This window comes from Pseudomonas promysalinigenes, assembly GCF_014269025.2.
GTDB classification, from domain to species: domain Bacteria; phylum Pseudomonadota; class Gammaproteobacteria; order Pseudomonadales; family Pseudomonadaceae; genus Aquipseudomonas; species Aquipseudomonas promysalinigenes.
The window spans coordinates 1,070,564-1,089,376 of sequence record NZ_CP077094.1; the positions used below are offsets into that span (position 1 = coordinate 1,070,564).

Below are 18,813 nucleotides of genomic sequence, written 5' to 3' on the forward strand. Positions count from 1 at the left end.
ATGAAGCGATTCAGCTGCGGCGGGAGGATATAGGGGAAGCCATAGAAAAAAAAGACAAATTGTCGCAGTTCATTGTTGCAGATCTGGTAACAAACCTCCGTGCGTTGCCCAGCGCCCATGCTGTGAATCAGCGTGCTCACCCGCGCCTACCATGCAGTGTTGATCTCTGCACTCGCGAGTGAACCGCTGCTATGTAAGCTACGTCAGGTCAGAATGTGGTTCGCAAGCCCACCTCAACGCTGCGCCCTGGTGCCGGCGCGATATCTCGCAGAATCGAACTGGCATAGCGCACGGTCTGGTCCGTCAGGTTCTCACCGCGCACGAAGGCCAGCCACTGGCTCTGGCCAACGTCGAAGCGATAGCCGACGCTGGCCCCAAGGGTGGTGTAGCCGGCAGTGCTGGTTTCATTCTCAGGCTTGCGGTGCTGCGATGCGGCATGTTGTACATCAATGCGAGCCTGCCAGCGCTCAAGTTCCCAAACCAGGCCACTGTTCAAGCGCAGTGGCGCAATGCGTGGCAGCGGCTGGCCATTGTCGAGGTTCTTGGCCCGGGTGTAATCGCCGGACAGCTCCAGCGCGAAACTGCCCAGGCGGTTCTCGGCCAGCTGCCAGCGGTCCTGGGCCTCGATGCCGTAGAAGCGTGCGCGCACGCCTTGATACTGGTATTCAGGGAAGCCGCTGTGATCGTGGTCATCGTCTTCATGGTCATGGTCGTGGTCATGGCCTTCACGCACATTTCCGGTGCCGATCAGGCCTATGTAGTTGCGAAAGTGACTGTAGAACACCCCAACGCTCCCTTTGTGCGTGCCATTGTCGAAGCGCAGCGCCAGGTCGGCGGAAATGGCCTTTTCCTTGGTCAGGCTGGGATCACCCACTTCATAGGCGCCGGTAGCCACATGGGCGCCGTTGGCGTAGAGCTCGTAGAACGTTGGCGCCCGCTCGGTATAGCCGAGGTTGGCGGCCAGCGACCAGATTGGGTCGAGCTGATACACCGCACCCGATGACAGGCTAAAGGCGTTGAAGCTGCTGGCGCTGTCGGCGTCGGCGAATGTGGCGTTGCCCTTTGCGTCGGGGTCGACACGGGTGTGCTCCATGCGGGCACCAAGGCTCAGTTTCAGGTGCTCGGAGGGCTGCCACTGCTCAAGCATGAACAGCGCCAGGCTGTCGGTGTCGGTGTGGGGGACAAATGCTTCCTCACCCAGGGCGGAAAACTCATTGCGGCTGACCTGGGCACCGACCACGCCTTCAAGCGGGCCAAGGGGTTGATGGCGGGCTTCTACGCGTGCCTCGTAACCTTTGTTGCGGAAGGTGGTATGGACTTCGCCTTCTTCGATTTCGCGATGTTCGTAGTCGGTGTAGCCGGCATCGACCTTTACCGAGGTGAAAGGGCCGGTCAGGTCGCGCAGTTGTGAGGTGAAGGCGTAATGGTCCTGCTTCATGTCCAGTCGCACACCAGGCTCTGCCACCGAGCCGTAGTTGCTGTCGTAGCGGCTGTAGGACAGGCCGGTATAGCCATGCTCCCAATTGTAGGAACCACCGATGGCGCCGCCGTCCTGACGGCCGTCGCTGTTCGCTAGGCGGTGACGGCTGCCTGGTGCGTCGGGGTCGCGCACCTTGGCGCTTTGCGCGTAACCGGGAATGCGCAGGTCATTGAACTGGCGGCTGTTGGCGTCCAGGTGCAGAGCGAACGTGCCGTTACCGGCCTCAAGCTTTCCGGCACTGCTGCGTGTGGTGTCGGCGCCGCCGTAGCGCAGTTCACCAGCGCCATGGATGCCCTCTATAGGCGAATCGGGGATGCGGTTATCGAAGGTATTGATCACCCCGCCAATGGCGTTACCGCCATAGAGCAAGGCGGCAGGGCCGCGGATGATTTCCACGCGCTCGACCGTGACCGGGTCCAGCGGCACAGCGTGGTCATAAGAAAGCGACGAAGCATCCAACGCACCCACACCGTTGCGCAGGATACGGATGCGGTCGCCATCGAGGCCCCGAATTACCGGGCGGCTGGCACCTGGGCCAAACCAGGTTGAGGCAACGCCGGGTTGCCTGTTCAAGGTTTCGCCAAGGCTGGCGTGCTGTTGTTGCAGCAATTGGTCGCCTTCGAGCACGGAACTTGGTGCAGCCGATTCACGGTTACCCAGCGGGTTGCCGGTGATGATCTGAGGTTCAAGTTCCACTGCCTGGGTGGGAGAGGCAGCCAGGCAAAGGGCGACAGCGATGGGGGAGAGGCGAAGCGGTATGTACAGCATGGGGATGGGGCGTTCCTTGGCAGTCATGTTTTATTGTTACAATATAACATCTCTATTTCAGCACAGCCCTTTTTGCCCTGCCAGCGGTTTTTCAACACCTCACACAGGTCCCGCCTGCCTCTACACTCGTGTAAGGTGCGCATCTTTGTAATGGAGCACTGGCATGAGTACGGCCCAACACAACGCGTTGCATGGTAAGACCCTCGAACAGATCCTCACTGAGCTGGTGGCGCACTACCAATGGAAGGGCCTGGCCGAGCGCGTTGATGTGCGCTGTTTCAAGAGCGACCCGAGCATCAAGTCGAGCCTGACCTTCCTGCGCAAGACGCCTTGGGCGCGGGAGAAGGTCGAGCAGCTGTACGTACAACTGCAGCGCCGGGGCTGATATGCCACGGCGCCCCTGGCTGACGTCGATGGCGTTGCTTGGCTGGTTTGCCCTTACGGTACAGGTCTACCTAGTGCTGCTGGCGCGCTGGCAGGAGCAAGCCAGCTTGATTGGCGGCCTGATCAATGTGTTCGGCTATTTCACGGTGCTGACCAACACTTTGGTTGCCACGGTCCTGAGTTATGCGGCGTTCGGCCGCGAATCTGCGGCCAAGCGTTTCTTTCTGACGCCGTCTGTGAGCTCAGCGGTGGCGGCCAGCATCATGTTGGTGGCGCTCGCTTACAGCATACTGTTGCGTCACCTATGGCACCCAGAAGGCTGGCAGTGGCTGGCCGATGAGCTGCTGCACGATGTGATGCCGTTGCTGTTCACCCTTTACTGGTGGTTCGAGGTGCCCAAGGGCAGCCTGCGGCTCAAGCACCTAGGGATCTGGGCACTGTACCCTGCGGTATATTTCGCTTATGCGCTGTGGCGGGGAAGTGAGATCGGGGCTTATCCGTACCCGTTCATCGATGTGGCAAGCCTGGGGTATGGGCCGGTGTTACTCAACGCCCTTGGGGTATTGGCGGGTTTCTGGGCGATCGGGTTGGTATTGCTGGGGTTGGATCGGTGGCTGGGAAGGGACAGATTGGCTTGACCTGCACTGGCCAGTGCTCGGGTAAACCCGCTTACACCGCAGATGCTCGGACGGTGAATCCGTGCAGTACTGGTGAAACCGGGCGCAGCGGTGCGCAGGCCAACGCCGCAGGGAGCAGCCAAGCACCTAGGGTGGCGGGTTTACCCGCGAACTGGCCAATGCACGAGAGAACCTATTACGCGTGGTCGCCACCCCCATCGGCACGCCAGTAAGCGGCGGCTTTGAGAGCATCTTCAGCGATACCTTTTTCCAGCAGCAGCGCCTTAGCCTGCCGGGTTAGCGCTTTTTCCAGCGCCACCCAGCTGTACAGCTTGCCTTCGGGCAGGCTTAAATCTCTCAGCAACGCCAAAAGGTCTTGGTCCCGCTTGACCCACATGACTTCCACCTGCGCTGCGCTGGGCAGAGGTTGGCGCTCGTGCTCATCCTCGATCTGGATCACGGCCAGCACACGGCGCCCGGCTGGCAATTCCTGCAGACGCCGGCCAATGGCCGGGATTGCTGTTTCGTCACCCACCAGCAGGTAGCTGTCAAAGATATCCGGCACCACCATCGAAGCCCGTGGCCCGGCGATGTTCAGCACCTGCCCAGGGGTTGCCTGGGCCGCCCAAGTGGAAGCGGGGCCGTCGCCGTGCAGCACGAAATCGATATCCAGCTCGTTGGCCTGCAAGTCGATCCGCCGAGGCGTGTACTCGCGCATGGTTGGCCGGGTTGCGCCATCGCCCCCCAGTTGTCGGGCGTCGATAGCCTGTTGTTGTTCGACGTTTTCGGCGAACAGCAGCTTGATGTGGTCGTCGCTGCCCAGGCTAGTGAAACCTTGCAACTCCTCACCCCCGAGGGTGATGCGGCGCATGCGCGGAGTCAGGTCGGTGACGCGTAGTACGTGCAGGCGACGTTGACGGATTTCGTGGTTGACGCGGTGAATGGTGTCACTCATGAGGGTTCTCCCTGACCGGTTCGGCCGGCCCGCAGGCGATGGCTTTGGCAGTGTCGTTGAGCAGGTTGCGCACCCGCTCGATTTCTTCAGGCGTCCAGCGGCCACTGTGCATGTGCAGGGCGTGGCGCAGGTTGCCAACCGCTTCATGGATTTCAGGTGGGCGGTCATGGCCACGCAAGGCGCGCTTGCTGACCTCGATACGCATGCGTACGCCGTCCAGGGCCACTGCCTGGTCGGCCAGCGCGTTACGGCCCGCCGCAGTAATGGCGTAAAGACGTTTGCTGCCATGCACCTGGCCGCTGATCAACTCGGCTTCTTCGAGAAAGTTGAGGGTGGGGTAGATCACGCCAGGGCTTGGTGAGTAGCTGGCGTCGAAGAGGTTTTCGATCTGCCGGATCAGGTCGTAGCCGTGGCCTGGTTGCTCAGCCAGCATCGACAGCATCAGCAGCTTGAGGTCACCGGGTGCGAAGACCCGCGGGCCACGCTCACCGCGAGGGCGACGTTCAAAAAGGTCATGGGTGCCATGGTCACGCATGATGAGTTTCCTGTGTTTCGATATATCGCAAGATATTACTCAAGATATATCTAAACACAAGTCGCTAAATGCGGATAGTTATCATCTAACTTTTAGATGGATCGCTGCCACGCATGGCAACCTGCGGTGGTTTGCATTCGTTGGGGTTACCCGGCTGCAAGTAAGGCATCAGGATCGGGGCCATGCCCTTGAGCACTTGCACCGGCAATGCCGAAGTGAAGGTGAAAGCCTCCGCAGTGCGCCCCGGCACGAAGGCAGTCAATGTGCCGAAGTGATTGTCGCCGAGGTAGAAAACGAACGTGGCCGTACGGTTGAGCGAGCGCGAGCCAATCAGGCGGCCGCCGGCGCCAAAGCTTTCGATACGGTTGTCGCCGGTGCCGGTCTTGCCACCCATCACCAACGGTGTGCCGTCATTGAGCTTGAAACTTCCGGAGATCCGCCTTGCAGTACCTGCGTCGACCACCTGCGACATGGCGCCTTTGAGTGCGCGAGCCACTTCCACTGGCAGAATCCGCACACCACGATCCGGGTCGCTGATCAGCTTGGTTTCATAGGGCGTATTGGCGGCGAAGTGCAAGGTATCGATGCGCAGCGTAGGCAGGCGCACACCGTCGTTCTGGATGATACCCACCAGCTCCGACAGCGCCGCCGGACGGTCGCCGGAACTGCCGATCGCGGTAGCCAGTGAGGGCACCAGGTGGTCGAACGGGTAGCCGACGCGCTTCCAGCGCTGGTGTATATCCAAGAACGCCTCGATCTCGACCATGGTGCGGATACGGCTGTCACGCGCCCCCTGATGACGGCTCTTGAACAGCCAGCCATACACTTCCTGGCGCTCGAAACGGCTGGCGTTGACCATTTCGCTGAGGGTGGAGCTCGGGTGCTTCAACAGGTACCCCAGCAACCATAGATCCAGTGGATGCACCTTGGCGATGTAGCCCTGATCCGGTAGGTCGTACTTGCCGGGGCCATAGGCTTCGTACATCTCTGCCAGTTTGCCGTCGGTGAGCTTGCCCAGGGCGAGCTTGTCGTCCTTGCTATGGGCGCGCACGAAGGCGTTGAAGGTTTCCTGGCTGGCTTCCGGGAACAGGTAGCGGTGCACCGCCGCAAGGCGCTGCGGCGTGGCGCGCATGCTGTCGAGGAAGGTGTCCAGGCGCTGCTGCGAAGTCTTGCGCTGGTATTTCTTCCAGAAACGCATCAGGTAGCTGGTGCCTTCCTTGTCGGCGAAGCGAGCCAGGTATTCCTGGCGGCGCGGGTCAGCGTCGTCCTTGAGCAGTGGTACGCGGTTGTAGGGCTGTTGGTAGGTGACATAGCGCACCAGGTCGCGCATCAGCCGAATGAACGGCAGGTTGATCGACTCGCGCAGGGCATCCTTGAGGGTGGGGTTACGGTTGTTGTCTTCCTTGCGGAAGTTGTTGAACACATGCATGCCGCCGCCGGTGAAAAACGCCTCGCCGGTGTTTGCCGAGTACTTGCGCTCCAGCGCTGCATCGAGCATGGCGTCCAGGCTTTGGTTCTTGCTGTTTTGCGCCAGCCACTCCAGTGACCATTGAGTGATGCGGTCCAGTTCGGCGACGTCCACCTTCTTCAGCTCGCCCGGGGATTTGCCGGCGTATTTGTCATGCAGTTCGGCAATGATTTCAAGGTAGGTGGTCAGCACACGCAACTTGGCGGTCGAGCCCAGCTCCAGCTTGCTGCCTTCGTTGATGTCGAAGGGTTGGTTGGTGCTGTCGGTCTGCACCCGTACCCGCGAACCATCGGCGGTGCGCTCGAACAAGGTGAAGCTGTAACTGACTTGGTCTGTGGTCTTGGCGGTGAGCAGACGTTCGCCGATCAGGCCCATTTGTGCAGCGAACTGTGGGTCGGCGAGGTTTTTCAGGTACTGGCTGACTTGCACTTGCAGGTCGGCCTGCAGGGTGCTGGTGGCCGAAAGGTCCAGCCGGTCAAGGTCGTACAGTGGGCGGTTGAGCATGGCTGCCAGGCGATTGCGGGCCAGGCTGATACCTTTGTTGGTGATGATTGGCACGATGGTCGGCTGCGCCACCCAATCGCGATACACCGCCTTGCTGGCCAGCGCCGCATCGGCCAGCGGCTGATCGATGATGTGGTTGGCGGCCAGCACGCGGATATGTGAGTCGGTAAGCTCTGCCAATTCGACCCGCCCTTTGGACAGGTAATGCGAAGGGCGGCGTTGAGCAATCATCAGCGACAGCACCTGCCGCAACGCCAGGCCCCGGGCAGCCATGCTCTGCGGGTCAGTGGCAGTGGAGGTCAACGCCTGGTTGACTTGATCGAAATCGGCGCCGTACCACACCCGCAAGCCTTCGGCCATGCCGTGCACTTCGCCATGGCCGGGCACCGCCGACAGCGGCACGCTGTTGAGGTAGTCCCGCACGATCCGCTGGCGCGCCTGGCTGGTATCTGGGCCGCCCTGGTAGGCACGCACGCTCGCCGAGATCATCTGGCGGATTTTTTCCGCGCCACTGACGGTCAGGCCATCGGGCGAGTGTCGGTATTTTTCCAGTTGAGTAGCCAGGGTGCTACCCCCTGCGGATTGGCCCGGCAGTGCCAGGTACTTGGCCACTTGGCTGTAGGCAGCTTTGGCAAAGCGCGGCCAATCGACAGCCGGGTTATTGCGCACATCATTGGTATCGAGCAAGTCGCGGTTCTCGATGAACAGCAGGCTATTGACCATCACCGAAGGGATGGAGGCGAAATCCGGGTACAGATGCTGCGGGTAGTTGTACTGGTAAAGCGTGTCGCCCCGGCAGTCGGTAATGGACAGGCCGGCCTGGATCTTTTCGATGTAAGGGGCGAACAGGCCGTGATTGACGTAACTCATCAGCGCGGGGGAAAAGCGCACTTGCTCGCTGATCAGATAATCGCGCTTGAGTAGGCGTGGCAAAAATTCACCCAGCCCACTGTAGCCCAGGCGTTTGTCGAAAGGCCCTTCACCCGGATACACAATGGCATCGCTCGGCCCCGGCTGCAGCGAATAGGTGAGGGTAGTGGCCAACCTGCTGAACTCACGGGATTGCAGGTTGGAAGTGCGGAACTCGTCATACGCTGCGAAACCGATGGCAATCAGGGCTACCAGCACGATCAGGATGATCAGCCGCCACCAGAGCCTGCGCTGACGAGGTGGCTGTGGTTGTGGCGCGCTGGCTGATGGTGCATCTGTTGCTTGCGTTGTACTTGGTTCCGATTGCCACAGTGCGCCCATAGTCTTCAATCCGGCCGGGTATTTTCGTCTTGCTTGTCTGAAGCTTAGACGTTGACAGCAGCAGGTGAAGAAATTGTCGGACAAGGAAAAACTGACCGAACGCTTTGCGCCCAGGGTTTGGCTTCGGTCCTGATGGGGGTGAGGCACAGTCGGGTAAGCACCCAGGTTCCCGGAAACTCTTGCTGATTTTTCACGTTTATATAGCGAAAACGCCTATACCGAACTTCCTATACTGCCCGACCCTTCGCCCTGCCGACCGCTCTGGGCCGGCATGCAGGGTGGCCCACAAGGCCAGCCTGGCAAGCCAACACTGTGCCTATCGGCACAGCCGGTGCTGCACGAAGGTCAAATCCAATAACAAAATGAGGTTGTATTGCTATGCCAGTCGGCAACCATCCTGCCCCGGCCCAGCCCGCACAGGGCGGCCCGCTCAAGCGAGAGTTGGGCGAACGCCACATCCGTCTGATGGCCCTGGGCGCCTGTATCGGCGTTGGCCTTTTCCTCGGTTCGGCCAAAGCCATCGAAATGGCCGGCCCCGCAATCGTGCTTTCCTACATTATCGGCGGCCTGGCCATTCTGGTGATCATGCGCGCCCTAGGCGAGATGGCCGTACATAACCCGGTCGCCGGCTCGTTCAGCCGCTACGCCCAAGACTACCTGGGCCCGCTGGCGGGCTTTCTGACCGGCTGGAATTACTGGTTTCTGTGGCTGGTGACCTGTGTCGCGGAAATCACCGCCGTGGCCATCTACATGGGTATCTGGTTCCCTGACGTGCCACGCTGGATCTGGGCCCTGTCGGCGCTGGCCAGCATGGGGGCGGTCAACCTTATCGCGGTAAAAGCATTCGGCGAGTTCGAATTCTGGTTCGCCTTGATCAAGATCGTCACCATCATCGCCATGGTCGTTGGCGGCATCGGTGTAATCGCGTTCGGCTTGGGCAACGGGGGCGTTGCCGTGGGTATCTCCAACCTGTGGAGCAACGGCGGTTTCATGCCCAATGGGGTGACCGGCGTGCTGATGTCGTTGCAAATGGTGATGTTCGCTTACCTGGGCGTCGAAATGATCGGCCTGACCGCCGGGGAAGCACGCAACCCGCAAAAAACCATCCCTCAGGCCATCGGCTCGGTGTTCTGGCGCATCCTGTTGTTCTATGTTGGCGCACTGTTCGTGATCCTGTCCCTGTATCCGTGGGACGCCATCGGCAGCCAGGGCAGCCCGTTCGTCATGACCTTCGAGCGCTTAGGGATCAAGACGGCTGCCGGCATCATCAACTTCGTGGTGATCACCGCCGCGCTGTCCTCGTGCAATGGCGGTATCTTCAGCACTGGCCGCATGCTCTACAGCCTGTCTGAGAATGGCCAGGCGCCCGCCATCTTCGCCCGCACCTCAAAAAGTGGCGTGCCGCGCAATGCCTTGCTGCTGTCCATCGCCGCGCTACTGCTGGGGGTTCTGGCCAACTACCTGGTGCCGGAGAAGGTGTTCGTCTGGGTGACTTCGATCGCGACCTTCGGCGCCATCTGGACCTGGGTGATGATCCTGTTGGCCCAGATCAGGTTCCGTGCAGGCCTGTCCAGCGCTGAGCAGAAGGCGCTCAAGTACCGCATGTGGCTGTGGCCACTGAGTTCCTACCTGGCCCTGGCATTTCTGGTGCTGGTGGTGGGGCTGATGGCGTACTTCGAGGATACCCGCGTGGCGCTGTACGTCGGCCCGGCATTCCTGGTATTGCTGACCGTGCTCTATTACGCATTGCGCCTGGCGCCGAAACAGGCGCGCAATGAGGCCAGCAGCGCGTGTTGATGCCCAGCCGCTAGGGCCGCCTGGCGGCCCTCTCGCGCTAGCCTGGCCTTCTCAGGCAGCCACATCATCGTGCGGTTCGAAGCTGTCTGCCCGGGCTAGTTGCCACATGCGCGAGTAGAACTGCCCATCGACTTCCCCGGTCAGCAGTTCGCCCGGCTTGAGGAACACATGCATCTGCGAGAACAGCTTGATCTCGGTCGCTGACACGCGCCGCACAAGGTGCTTGGCTTCCAGCTGCGCTGGGTGCTCCAGGCCCGCGGCCGCCAGCATTTCAGCCAGCGCGCGCAAGGTGTTGTGGTGGAAGTTCAGCACCCGCTGGGCTTTGTCCGGCACTACCAGGGCACGCTGACGCAGTGGGTCTTGAGTGGCCACGCCGGTCGGGCACTTGTTGGTGTGGCAACTTTGCGACTGAATGCAGCCGATGGCGAACATGAAGCCGCGTGCCGAGTTGGCCCAGTCGGCGCCGATGGCCAGCACGCTTGCGATGTCGAAGGCGCTGACGATCTTGCCGCTGGCACCGAGCTTGATCTTGTCGCGCAGGTTCAGGCCCACCAAGGTGTTGTGCACGAACAGCAGCCCTTCGCGCAGCGGCACGCCGATATGGTCGGTGAACTCGACCGGTGCGGCGCCTGTGCCACCTTCCTTGCCGTCGACGACGATGAAGTCTGGCAAAATGCCGGTTTCCAGCATGGCTTTGGCGATGCCCATGAACTCCCATGGGTGGCCGAGGCAGAACTTGAAGCCCACCGGTTTGCCGCCCGACAGTTCTCGCAGCTGAGCAATGAAGTGCATCATCTCTATCGGTGTTGAGAAAGCGCTGTGCCGTGACGGTGAGATGCAGTCCTCACCCATCAGTACCCCACGGGTTTCGGCGATTTCCTCGGTCACCTTGTGCTTGGGCAAAATCCCGCCATGGCCGGGCTTGGCGCCTTGGCTCATCTTGATTTCGATCATCCGCACCTGCGGGGTGCGAGCCTGGGCGGCAAAGCGTTGCGGGTCGAAACGGCCATCAGCGGTGCGGCAGCCAAAGTAACCGCTGCCCAGTTCCCAGACCAGGTCGCCACCGTTTTCGCGGTGATAGGGGCTGATGCTGCCCTCGCCGGTGTCGTGGTGGAAATTGCCCAGCTTCGCCCCTTTGTTCAGGGCGCGGATGGCGTTGGCACTGAGTGAGCCGAAACTCATGGCCGAAATATTGAAGATCGAAGCCGAATAGGGCTGGCTGCATTGCGGGCCGCCGATCGTGATTCGAAAGCTGGCCGGGTCGCTCAGGGGCGCAGGGCGCATGGAGTGGCCGATGAACTCAAAGCCTGCCTCGTAAACGTCGATAAGCGTGCCAAAAGGTTTGTCCGAGGGTTCGTTCTTGGCCCGTGCGTATACCAGCGAGCGCTGTGCGCGGGAGAACGGCAGGGCGTCACTGTCGGCTTCGAGCAAGTACTGGCGAATTTCTGGGCGGATGGCTTCGACCAGGTAGCGAATGTTGCCCAGGATCGGGTAATTGCGACGTACCGCGTGGCGTTGCTGCAGAAGGTCGAACACCCCGATCAGGCTAAGGGCTGCAGTGGTAAGGGTGAATGGCCATAGCCATTGATGATGCAGCAGAGGCAGGCTTGCCAGGGTGAACAGGACGCAGGCGGTGAAGAAGGCATAACGGCTCAGAAGTGACAGGCTCATACGGGGTCCTTGCTATGGCGCGGTCAGGCTCAGGGCCTGGGGCAAACTTCGACCATAGCCAAGTCCAGTCGCGCTGCACAATTAAATAGTGCGGGCGAGCGTCAATGCCGTTGCGCCGCAACGCGGCCCAACGGCCTCAGATAACACTCGATTCACTGTCGGCAAAACCACATGCTTTCAGGGTGAGCATCAAACACACCCACTATTTCGCATCGAGCCGGGCATTCCCTGCCGTGATGCTCGCGAGCAGGCATCGGAATTGATGGGCTATGTGCGAGAGCTGACCATCATCGGCCTGATGGACGTGAAACCGATGATGATCTGGGTATCCCATTACCTGAGCGCCATGGCCAAGGCATTGATGGATGATGCCGAGCTGGGCATGGCCGGATAGGTATTGGCGAAAGGTTCTCAGCGCCCGGCAGACCGAGCGCCACCCGGCTGGGCTCGATCTCAAAGGTGCTGCAACCCTGCCGGCATCCGCAGCAATTTCTCCTTCCAACTCGCCTGTTCCTGCGCCGACCCTTCGACCAGATAGCTGTATCGCCCAGCTATGCGCACGGCTACAGGCACGCCATCGCGATACAGCAGCCGGTTACCGCTGACCGCCGGCACTTTCGCGCCTGGCAGCAGCGCCCCGATCAGGTTCAGCGGATCGCTTGCACTGACCACCACCAGTGACTGTTCCAACGGCCGCCGGCGCACTTGCCTGAGCAAGCCGACTGCCTCCGGCAATGCGAATTGCTCACCAGCTAGCCCAGCAATGAAACGTCCCCCGCGTATTTCGCCACGCGCCTCCAGCCGCTGGTAGCAGCGCAACAACTCACGCCAGGGCGGCAACACATCGCTTTCCCTTTCCAGCAGGCGCCAGCAAATCACGCCGTAACGTTGCAGCAGGGCGCGGGCGATATGTTCCGTGCGCAGGCTCTGGTCGATGCTCGCCCCGCCCCGGCGCAGCAATGCCCAGCGCCCGGCATGGGCCATGCTGCTGGAAAGCGGCGGGTGAACACGGCGGCTGCCGCGCGAGGAGCGTTTGGCCGCGGGGGTGATCAAGCTGCGCAGCCCGGCAAAGCTGTCAGCGCCGACCAGGCCTGCGCCGACCAGCTGCTGCAAGGCCGTCTCCAGTTCACTGGGCAGCAGGCGCGCTTCTTGTGTCAGTTCGTCGAAGAACAACGCGCCCTGTGCTTGCAAGGCTTGCAGTACGCGTTGCGCCCGCCCGCCGAGTGCTTCGTGGTCAGGCTCAGGGGCAAGGCTGCGCCACTGGCCCAGGTGCTCACGTGGCAGCAGCACCACAGGTGTACTGGACAAAGTATTGCTGGCCACCGTGCCGGCCATCCGGCTCCAGGCGAACTGCCCACTGCGGCAGGCATCGTCCAGCCAGTGTGGGCTGTAGTCCTTGATTCGCGCAGGCAGCAGTTCTGCTTCCCAGGCACCGGCTGCACTGGGGAAGCCCTGTAGCTGGCCGAGTATTTGCGCCACTGCCTGCGGGCCGCGCAGGCGCTCGTCGGCGGTCAGGTGTTGCCAGTCGAACAGAAAACGCATGAAGTCCTGCAGGCTGACCGGTTCGATTTCCCGGCGCAGGCGTTTGACCGTGTAGCGATGGATGCTTGCCAGCAGGTGGCGTTCACACCATTGCAGCGCGACTGCCCCTGGGCTGAAGTGGCCGCGCAGTACATAGCCTTCGGCTTCCAGGCCGGCCAGTGCCTGTTCGATCTGCGCCGCAGGCTTGCCCAAGGGCTCGCAGATCTGCGCCAGGCTCAGGGGGCCGTGGCCGCTCAAGCGGGCGCGCAGCAGCTCTTTCAACGCGCTGTCAGGGTCGATGCTTTGGTCGAAGCCGGGCAGGGGCTCCAGGGCGGGCGCAAGGTGCGCTGCCGGGTACAGCGTTTGCAGCAGGCTCTGACGCTCGCGCGCGAGCCACAGGTTTTCATCGACCAGCTGCAAAGCCCGCCCAGCCTTGGCCAGTTGCCGCAGCAGCAGTGGCCAGCTCGGGTTAGCCTGGGCTTCATTCTCGCTGACAACGCCCAGGCTCATCAGTGCCTCGTGCATTTCGTCGGCATTGCTCGGCTGGGGCCAAGCTTCAGTCTGCACCGCAACAATGGCGTCGGCGTCCAGCGCGCCCAGGTCATCGCTGTTGTGCACCTCGCTCCAGCGCCGGTTGAGCACTGCCTGAGTGCGTCGTTCCTCCAGCGGCGCGTCGTCCAGAAAGGCGTACGGCCGTGCATTGAGAATGGCTGCGGCCAGCGGCGACGGCGCTTGCAGATCACGGCACAGCAGGCGCACCTGGGCGCTTTCGATGCGCCGCAGCAGCGCCAGCCAGCCTTCGCTGTCCATGGCTTCGTGCAGGCAGTCGTCGAGCGTCTGCTCGATCAGCGGGTGGTCGGGAATCTGCCGGTCGCCGGCGATGTTTTCAAGGCAGGCAATCTGGTCAGGGAACACCGCGGCAATCAGGTCCTCACCCTTCATGCGCTGGATCTGTGGTGCTACCTTGCGCCCGCCGACGAAACGCGGCAGCGCCATGGCCACGCCAGCGTTCCAGCGCCAGCGCACGCCGAACAGCGGTGCGTCCAGCAGCGCCTGGATCAACACCTGTTCAGCGTTGCGGCTGTTCAGAAAACGCCACACTTCATCGAGCTCGAAGCTGTGGCTGGTGGACAGCGAAAGCACGATAGCGTCTTCACTGGCCGCTGCCTGCAGTTCGAAATTGAAGGTGCGGCAAAAACGCTTGCGCAACGCCAGGCCCCAGGCACGGTTGATACGGCTGCCAAAGGGCGAGTGGATGATCAGCTGGGTACCGCCGGACTCATCGAAGAAACGCTCCATCAGCAAGGTCTGCTGTGAGGGCAGGGCACCGAGCACTTCGCGGGCGCGTCCCAGGTAATCGAGCAGCTGGCTGGCGCTTGCCTCGTTCAATTCGAAGGTTTGCCTGAGCCAATCCAGCACGCCTGCTGGGTTGCCCTGGTCCAGCTCGAGCCGCTGGTCCAGTTGTGCCTGCAGCCGGGCGACTGCAGCGGACAGTTCATCGCTACGGCCTGGGGCTTCACCCAGCCAGAACGGAATGGTTGGCGCCTGGCCGTGAGCGTCCTCTACCCGTACTCGTCCGGGCTCGACTCGCACAATACGGTAAGAGGCATTGCCCAACTGGAAGATGTCACCTGCGATGCTTTCCACGGCGAAATCTTCGTTGACGCTGCCAATGTTCATTGCCTGTGGCTCGAGCAGCACGGCATAGTCGGCTGTCTCGGGGATGGTCCCGCCGCTGGTCAACGCGGTTAGCTGGCTGCCCCGACGCCCGCGCAGGGTGCCACTGACCGCGTCGCGGTGCAGGTAGGCACTGCGCACGCCCAGGCGCCCGTTGTAGCCCTCGGCGAGCATGCGCAGCAGTGCCTGGTAGTGCTCGGCGTCCAGCGTGGCATAAGGCGTGGCCTGGCGCAGGCAGTCGAAAAGTGCCTGTTCATGCCAGGCCTGATTGCTGACTTCGGCGATGATCTGCTGGGCCAGCACATCCAACGGCGCGCGGGGGATATGCAATTCTTCGAGCTCGCCGCGGCGGATGCAGTCGAGCAGGGCCGTGCATTCGATCAGGTCATCCCGCGAAGTGGCGAACAGTCGCCCCTTGGGAGTGCCATCGACCTGATGCCCGGAGCGCCCCACCCGCTGCAGAAAGGCGGCAATGGAGCCGGGCGACTCGATCTGACAGACCAGGTCGACGTCGCCGATGTCGATGCCCAGCTCCAGCGAGGCTGTGGCCACCAACACCTGCAACTGGCCGCCTTTCAAGCGCTGCTCGGCATCCAGGCGCATTTCCTTGGCCAGGCTGCCATGGTGTGCAGCTACAGCCTGCTTACCTAGCCGGTCGCTCAAGTGGCGGGTAATGCGTTCAGCCAGTCGGCGAGTGTTGACGAACACCAGCGTGGTGCGGTGTTGCCGGGCCAAGTCTGCCAAACGGTCGTACACCAAGCCCCAGACGTCGGTGGCCATGACCGCGCCGAGTGGCACCGGGGGCACCTCGATGGCCAGGTCACGCTGACGGGCATGGCCGACATCGATCACGGCGCAAGGGCGGTGCTGGCCGACCAGAAACTGCGCCACTCGCTCCACCGGGCGTTGCGTGGCAGACAGCCCTATCCGGCGCAGGGGGCGTGCGCAAAGGGCTTGTAGACGCTCCAGGGTCAGCGCCAGGTGAGCACCGCGTTTGTTGCCGGCCAGGGCATGGATCTCGTCGACGATGACCGTGCCTACATGGGCAAGGCCGGCGCGTCCGGAAGCCGAGCCCATCAGCACGTACAACGACTCGGGCGTGGTGACCAGAATATGCGGTGCCAGTTTGCGCATCGCCGCGCGGGCCTTCTGCGGGGTGTCGCCGGTGCGCACGGCAGTGGTGATGGCCGGCGCCTCAAGGCCCTGGTCTGCCAAGGCCTGGCTGATGCCTTCGAGCGGCGCCTGCAGGTTCAGGCGGATATCATTGGACAGCGCTTTGAGCGGTGACACATAGACTACCCGGGTTTGCGCAGGCAGTTCTCCGCCCTGCGTCAGGCCCTCGCGAAACAGTTCGTCGAGCACCGCCAAAAACGCGCTAAGGGTTTTGCCCGAGCCGGTCGGGGCGGCGAGCAACAGGGACTGGCCGGCATGGATCAGCGGCCAGGCACGGGCCTGGGCATCGGTGACCGTGGCGAAGTGGCGGCCGAACCAACTGCTCACGGCCGGGTGGAACAGCTCGAGCACTGGATGCTGATGGGCAGGGAGATTCATTGGTTGGTTATGGCGGTTCAATGCCCGCTTGGCAAGGGGCCATTTGTCGTTGATGTTCTGTAGACTGTGGGTTTTTCAACGAGCTCCCCGAATGCCCAACATCATCCGCATCGCCGCTGCCCTGCTCATCGACTCGCAAGGCCGAACCCTGCTGGTGCGCAAGCGCGGCACGCAGGCCTTCATGCAACCGGGTGGCAAGATCGACGCGGGTGAGTCAGCGGTACAGGCGTTGGTGCGCGAGCTACACGAAGAGCTGGGGCTGCACATCGAGCCGGAGCAGGCGGTCCACTTGGGGCAGTTCAGCGCCCCTGCTGCCAACGAGCCGGGGTACCAAGTGCAGGCCGAACTGTTTCGCGTTGACAGTGCCGAGGCCGTCGCCCCGGCCGCAGAAATCGAAGAAGTGCTATGGCTGGCCGCCGATCAGGCTGCAAACCTGACGCTTGCGCCGCTGACCCGCGACCTGATACTGCCCTTGTACCGCCAGGCCGTCAGCGTACCGCACTGACCCCGTCCAGGGTGGCGAACGAGGTGTCCTTGGCGGTGAGCAGAAAGTCACGCATGTAAGGCGCATCGAGCATGTCGGTGCGTACCGCCGCGTACAACGTGGCGAACAGCCCTTTCTCGCCAAGGCGTTTACCTTTCACATAGCCCCGCGAGCTGTATTCGTGCAGCGCCCAATGCGGCATACCGCAGACGCCCCGGCCGCTGGCTACCAACTGCATCATCATCACCGTCAGTTCCGAGGTGCGAACTGCGGCCGGCTCGATGTCGGCCGGTTCCAGAAAGCGGGTGAAGATGTCCAGACGGTCACGCTCCACCGGGTAGGTAATCAGGGTCTGGTCGAGCAGGTCCTGAGGCACGATGTATGGCTTGTTGGCCAAGGGGTGCTGGTTGGCCACTGCAAGCATGGCCTCGTAGGTGAACAGCGGCACGTAGGTGATACCGGCCAAGTCCAGGGGGTCGGAGGTCACCACCAGGTCGAGGTCACCCCGAGCCAGTGCTGGTAGCGGGGCGAAAGAGAAGCCAGAGGCCAGGTCCAGCTCCACTTCCGGCCAGGCGTCGCGGAACTGATCGATGGTTGGCATCAGCCACTGAAAGCAGCTGTGGCATTCGATGGCCATGTGCAGGCGCCCCGCCGTGCCGCCCGCCAGCCGGGCTATGTCACGCTCGGCGCCGCGCAGGAGCGGTAGCGTGGCATCGGCCAGTTGCAGCAAGCGTAGGCCGGCACTGGTGAAGCGGATCGGCTTGGTCTTGCGCACGAACAGCGGCAGGCCAAGGCGTTCTTCCAACTCCTTGAACTGGTGGGACAGCGCCGATTGTGTCAGGTGCAGGCGCTCGGCGGCCTCCACCAGGCTGTCAGCTTCGCGCAGGGCATGCAGGGTTTTCAGGTGGCGGATTTCCAGCACGGCTGACTCCAAGAAAATAATTTGAGCAAATGGGCGATAAGTTGAGTTTCGCTCATGTTGCCCTGGCCTGTCGACTGGGCGCCGTGCCGCACCACTGGGCAGGGTTCATCAAATTGTCACAGAACTGTGGCAGCGCACCGCATTTAAATTCATCAGACTCGCGCTCTATTGGGGATCTGCAATCTGGTAATTCATTCATGCGGGCTTTTCTGCTCTTTGTTTTTCTACTGTTCACCGCCTCGTCAAGCATTGCCGACAGCCGCTGCGACACTCATGTGCCAGTTCAACGTGCCGAAATCGGCGAGCTGAGCCTGGTGTATCAAAGTGTCGGGGCCCCGCGTGACCCGGCCTTGCTGCTGGTGATGGGCCTGGGAGGGCAACTAATCCACTGGCCCGACGACGTCGTCCAAGCGCTGTGCCGCCAAGGTTTTCGGGTCATTCGCTACGACAATCGCGATGCTGGCCTGTCACGCTGGAACCAACTGCCGCCTTCGGCCAACCTGACGTGGGAGCTGTTGCGTTACAAGCTGGGCCTTGCGGTCGCAGCGCCCTACAGCCTGACCGACATGGCCAACGATGGCCTGCAACTGATGGAATCACTGGGCATTGGCCGTTTTCATGTGCTGGGTGTGAGCATGGGTGGGATGATCGCCCAACACATGGCTGCTATGGCACCTGAGCGGGTACGTAGCCTTACGCTGGTGATGTCCAGCTCTGGTGCCGCTGGGCTGCCCGAACCCAGCCCGGCATTGGTTCAGTTGCTGGCGCGGCGCAGCGCACCGAATCGCCAGGTGGCGATCGAGCAGCAGGTCGACCTGTTAGCGGCATTGGGCAGCCCACAGGTGCAGGATGATCGAGCGGCGCTGTTACAGCAGGCGGCGGTGGCGTATGACCGGGCGTTCAACCCTGAAGGGGCCCAGCGACAGATCATGGCGATTTTGGCAGAACCTAGCCGAGTGCGGTTGCTCGAAGGGCTACGGGTGCCCACGCTGGTGGTACATGGCACCGCCGACCCGCTGTTGCCGGTAATGCATGGGGTGCATCTGGCGGCGCATATCCAGGGCAGCCAATTGCGCTTGATTCCTGGGCTTGCGCACCGCTTTCAGGAGCCGTTCAAAGCACCCTTGCTGGCGGCGGTATTACCTTATCTGCAAGCGCAGCGCCAGGATTTCACCCATATCGCCGGGCTTTGAATCGGTGTTGCCCGTTTCGCGGGGCAACCGGCGAA

The 18,813-nt window shown here is 62.0% G+C and carries 13 protein-coding genes; 6 read left to right on the forward strand and 7 right to left on the reverse strand.

Annotated elements, in window-relative coordinates:
- Positions 1–208: 208 nt before the first annotated feature.
- Positions 209–2,248 (reverse strand): TonB-dependent receptor, encoded by a 2,040-nt coding sequence (locus tag HU725_RS05015; RefSeq protein ID WP_186477637.1) that lies wholly within the window; start codon positions 2,246–2,248, stop codon positions 209–211.
- 163 nt (positions 2,249–2,411) lie between these two features.
- Between HU725_RS05015 and HU725_RS05020 the strand changes: the two genes are divergently transcribed.
- Together HU725_RS05020 and HU725_RS05025 are read left to right on the forward strand one after the other, a co-directional pair.
- Positions 2,412–2,633 (forward strand): VF530 family protein, encoded by a 222-nt coding sequence (locus HU725_RS05020; RefSeq protein WP_060477870.1) that lies wholly within the window; start codon positions 2,412–2,414, stop codon positions 2,631–2,633.
- A 1-nt stretch (position 2,634) separates the two neighbouring features.
- Positions 2,635–3,270, forward strand: a complete 636-nt coding sequence (locus HU725_RS05025; RefSeq protein ID WP_186477573.1) for a Pr6Pr family membrane protein — start codon at positions 2,635–2,637, stop codon at positions 3,268–3,270.
- Positions 3,271–3,445: 175 nt separating this feature from the next.
- Here HU725_RS05025 and HU725_RS05030 read toward each other — a convergent pair whose 3' ends face one another.
- From HU725_RS05030 to HU725_RS05040, 3 genes are all read right to left on the reverse strand, one after another.
- On the reverse strand, positions 3,446–4,204 hold the full coding sequence (locus HU725_RS05030; RefSeq protein WP_186477574.1) for a siderophore-interacting protein: 759 nt from the start codon (positions 4,202–4,204) through the stop codon (positions 3,446–3,448).
- The gene (locus HU725_RS05035; RefSeq protein WP_186477575.1) at positions 4,197–4,739 is read right to left on the reverse strand and encodes a PadR family transcriptional regulator; all 543 of its coding nucleotides are present in this window, start codon (positions 4,737–4,739) and stop codon (positions 4,197–4,199) included. The genes HU725_RS05030 and HU725_RS05035 overlap by 8 nt, the downstream gene beginning before the upstream one ends.
- Positions 4,740–4,824: 85 nt before the next feature.
- The gene (locus HU725_RS05040; protein ID WP_186477576.1) at positions 4,825–7,962 is read right to left on the reverse strand and encodes a transglycosylase domain-containing protein; all 3,138 of its coding nucleotides are present in this window, start codon (positions 7,960–7,962) and stop codon (positions 4,825–4,827) included.
- A gap of 378 nt (positions 7,963–8,340) precedes the next feature.
- Between HU725_RS05040 and HU725_RS05045 the strand changes: the two genes are divergently transcribed.
- A complete protein-coding gene (locus tag HU725_RS05045; protein ID WP_186477577.1) occupies positions 8,341–9,759 on the forward strand; it encodes an amino acid permease in 1,419 nt (472 codons plus the stop codon).
- Between the two features lie 51 nt (positions 9,760–9,810).
- On the opposite strand, the gene HU725_RS05050 is transcribed toward HU725_RS05045, so the two are convergent.
- Positions 9,811–11,430, reverse strand: a complete 1,620-nt coding sequence (locus HU725_RS05050; protein WP_186477578.1) for an FMN-binding glutamate synthase family protein — start codon at positions 11,428–11,430, stop codon at positions 9,811–9,813.
- An 88-nt stretch (positions 11,431–11,518) separates the two neighbouring features.
- On the opposite strand from HU725_RS05050, the gene HU725_RS05055 reads away from it, so the two are divergent.
- A complete protein-coding gene (locus HU725_RS05055) occupies positions 11,519–11,824 on the forward strand; it encodes a DUF3077 domain-containing protein (RefSeq protein ID WP_186477579.1) in 306 nt (101 codons plus the stop codon).
- A 59-nt stretch (positions 11,825–11,883) separates the two neighbouring features.
- Here HU725_RS05055 and HU725_RS05060 read toward each other — a convergent pair whose 3' ends face one another.
- Positions 11,884–16,179, reverse strand: coding sequence for a DEAD/DEAH box helicase (locus HU725_RS05060; RefSeq protein ID WP_186477580.1), 4,296 nt, complete (start codon positions 16,177–16,179; stop codon positions 11,884–11,886).
- Between the two features lie 91 nt (positions 16,180–16,270).
- On the opposite strand from HU725_RS05060, the gene HU725_RS05065 reads away from it, so the two are divergent.
- Complete coding sequence (locus tag HU725_RS05065) at positions 16,271–16,684, forward strand: NUDIX hydrolase (protein ID WP_186477581.1); 414 nt, start codon at positions 16,271–16,273, stop codon at positions 16,682–16,684.
- Here HU725_RS05065 and metR read toward each other — a convergent pair.
- The gene (metR, locus tag HU725_RS05070) at positions 16,668–17,585 is read right to left on the reverse strand and encodes a transcriptional regulator MetR (protein ID WP_060477861.1); all 918 of its coding nucleotides are present in this window, start codon (positions 17,583–17,585) and stop codon (positions 16,668–16,670) included. The two genes, HU725_RS05065 and metR, sit on opposite strands and share 17 nt — an antisense overlap.
- Positions 17,586–17,782: 197 nt before the next feature.
- On the opposite strand from metR, the gene HU725_RS05075 reads away from it, so the two are divergent.
- The gene (locus HU725_RS05075) at positions 17,783–18,778 is read left to right on the forward strand and encodes an alpha/beta fold hydrolase (RefSeq protein WP_186477582.1); all 996 of its coding nucleotides are present in this window, start codon (positions 17,783–17,785) and stop codon (positions 18,776–18,778) included.
- Positions 18,779–18,813: the final 35 nt, after the last annotated feature.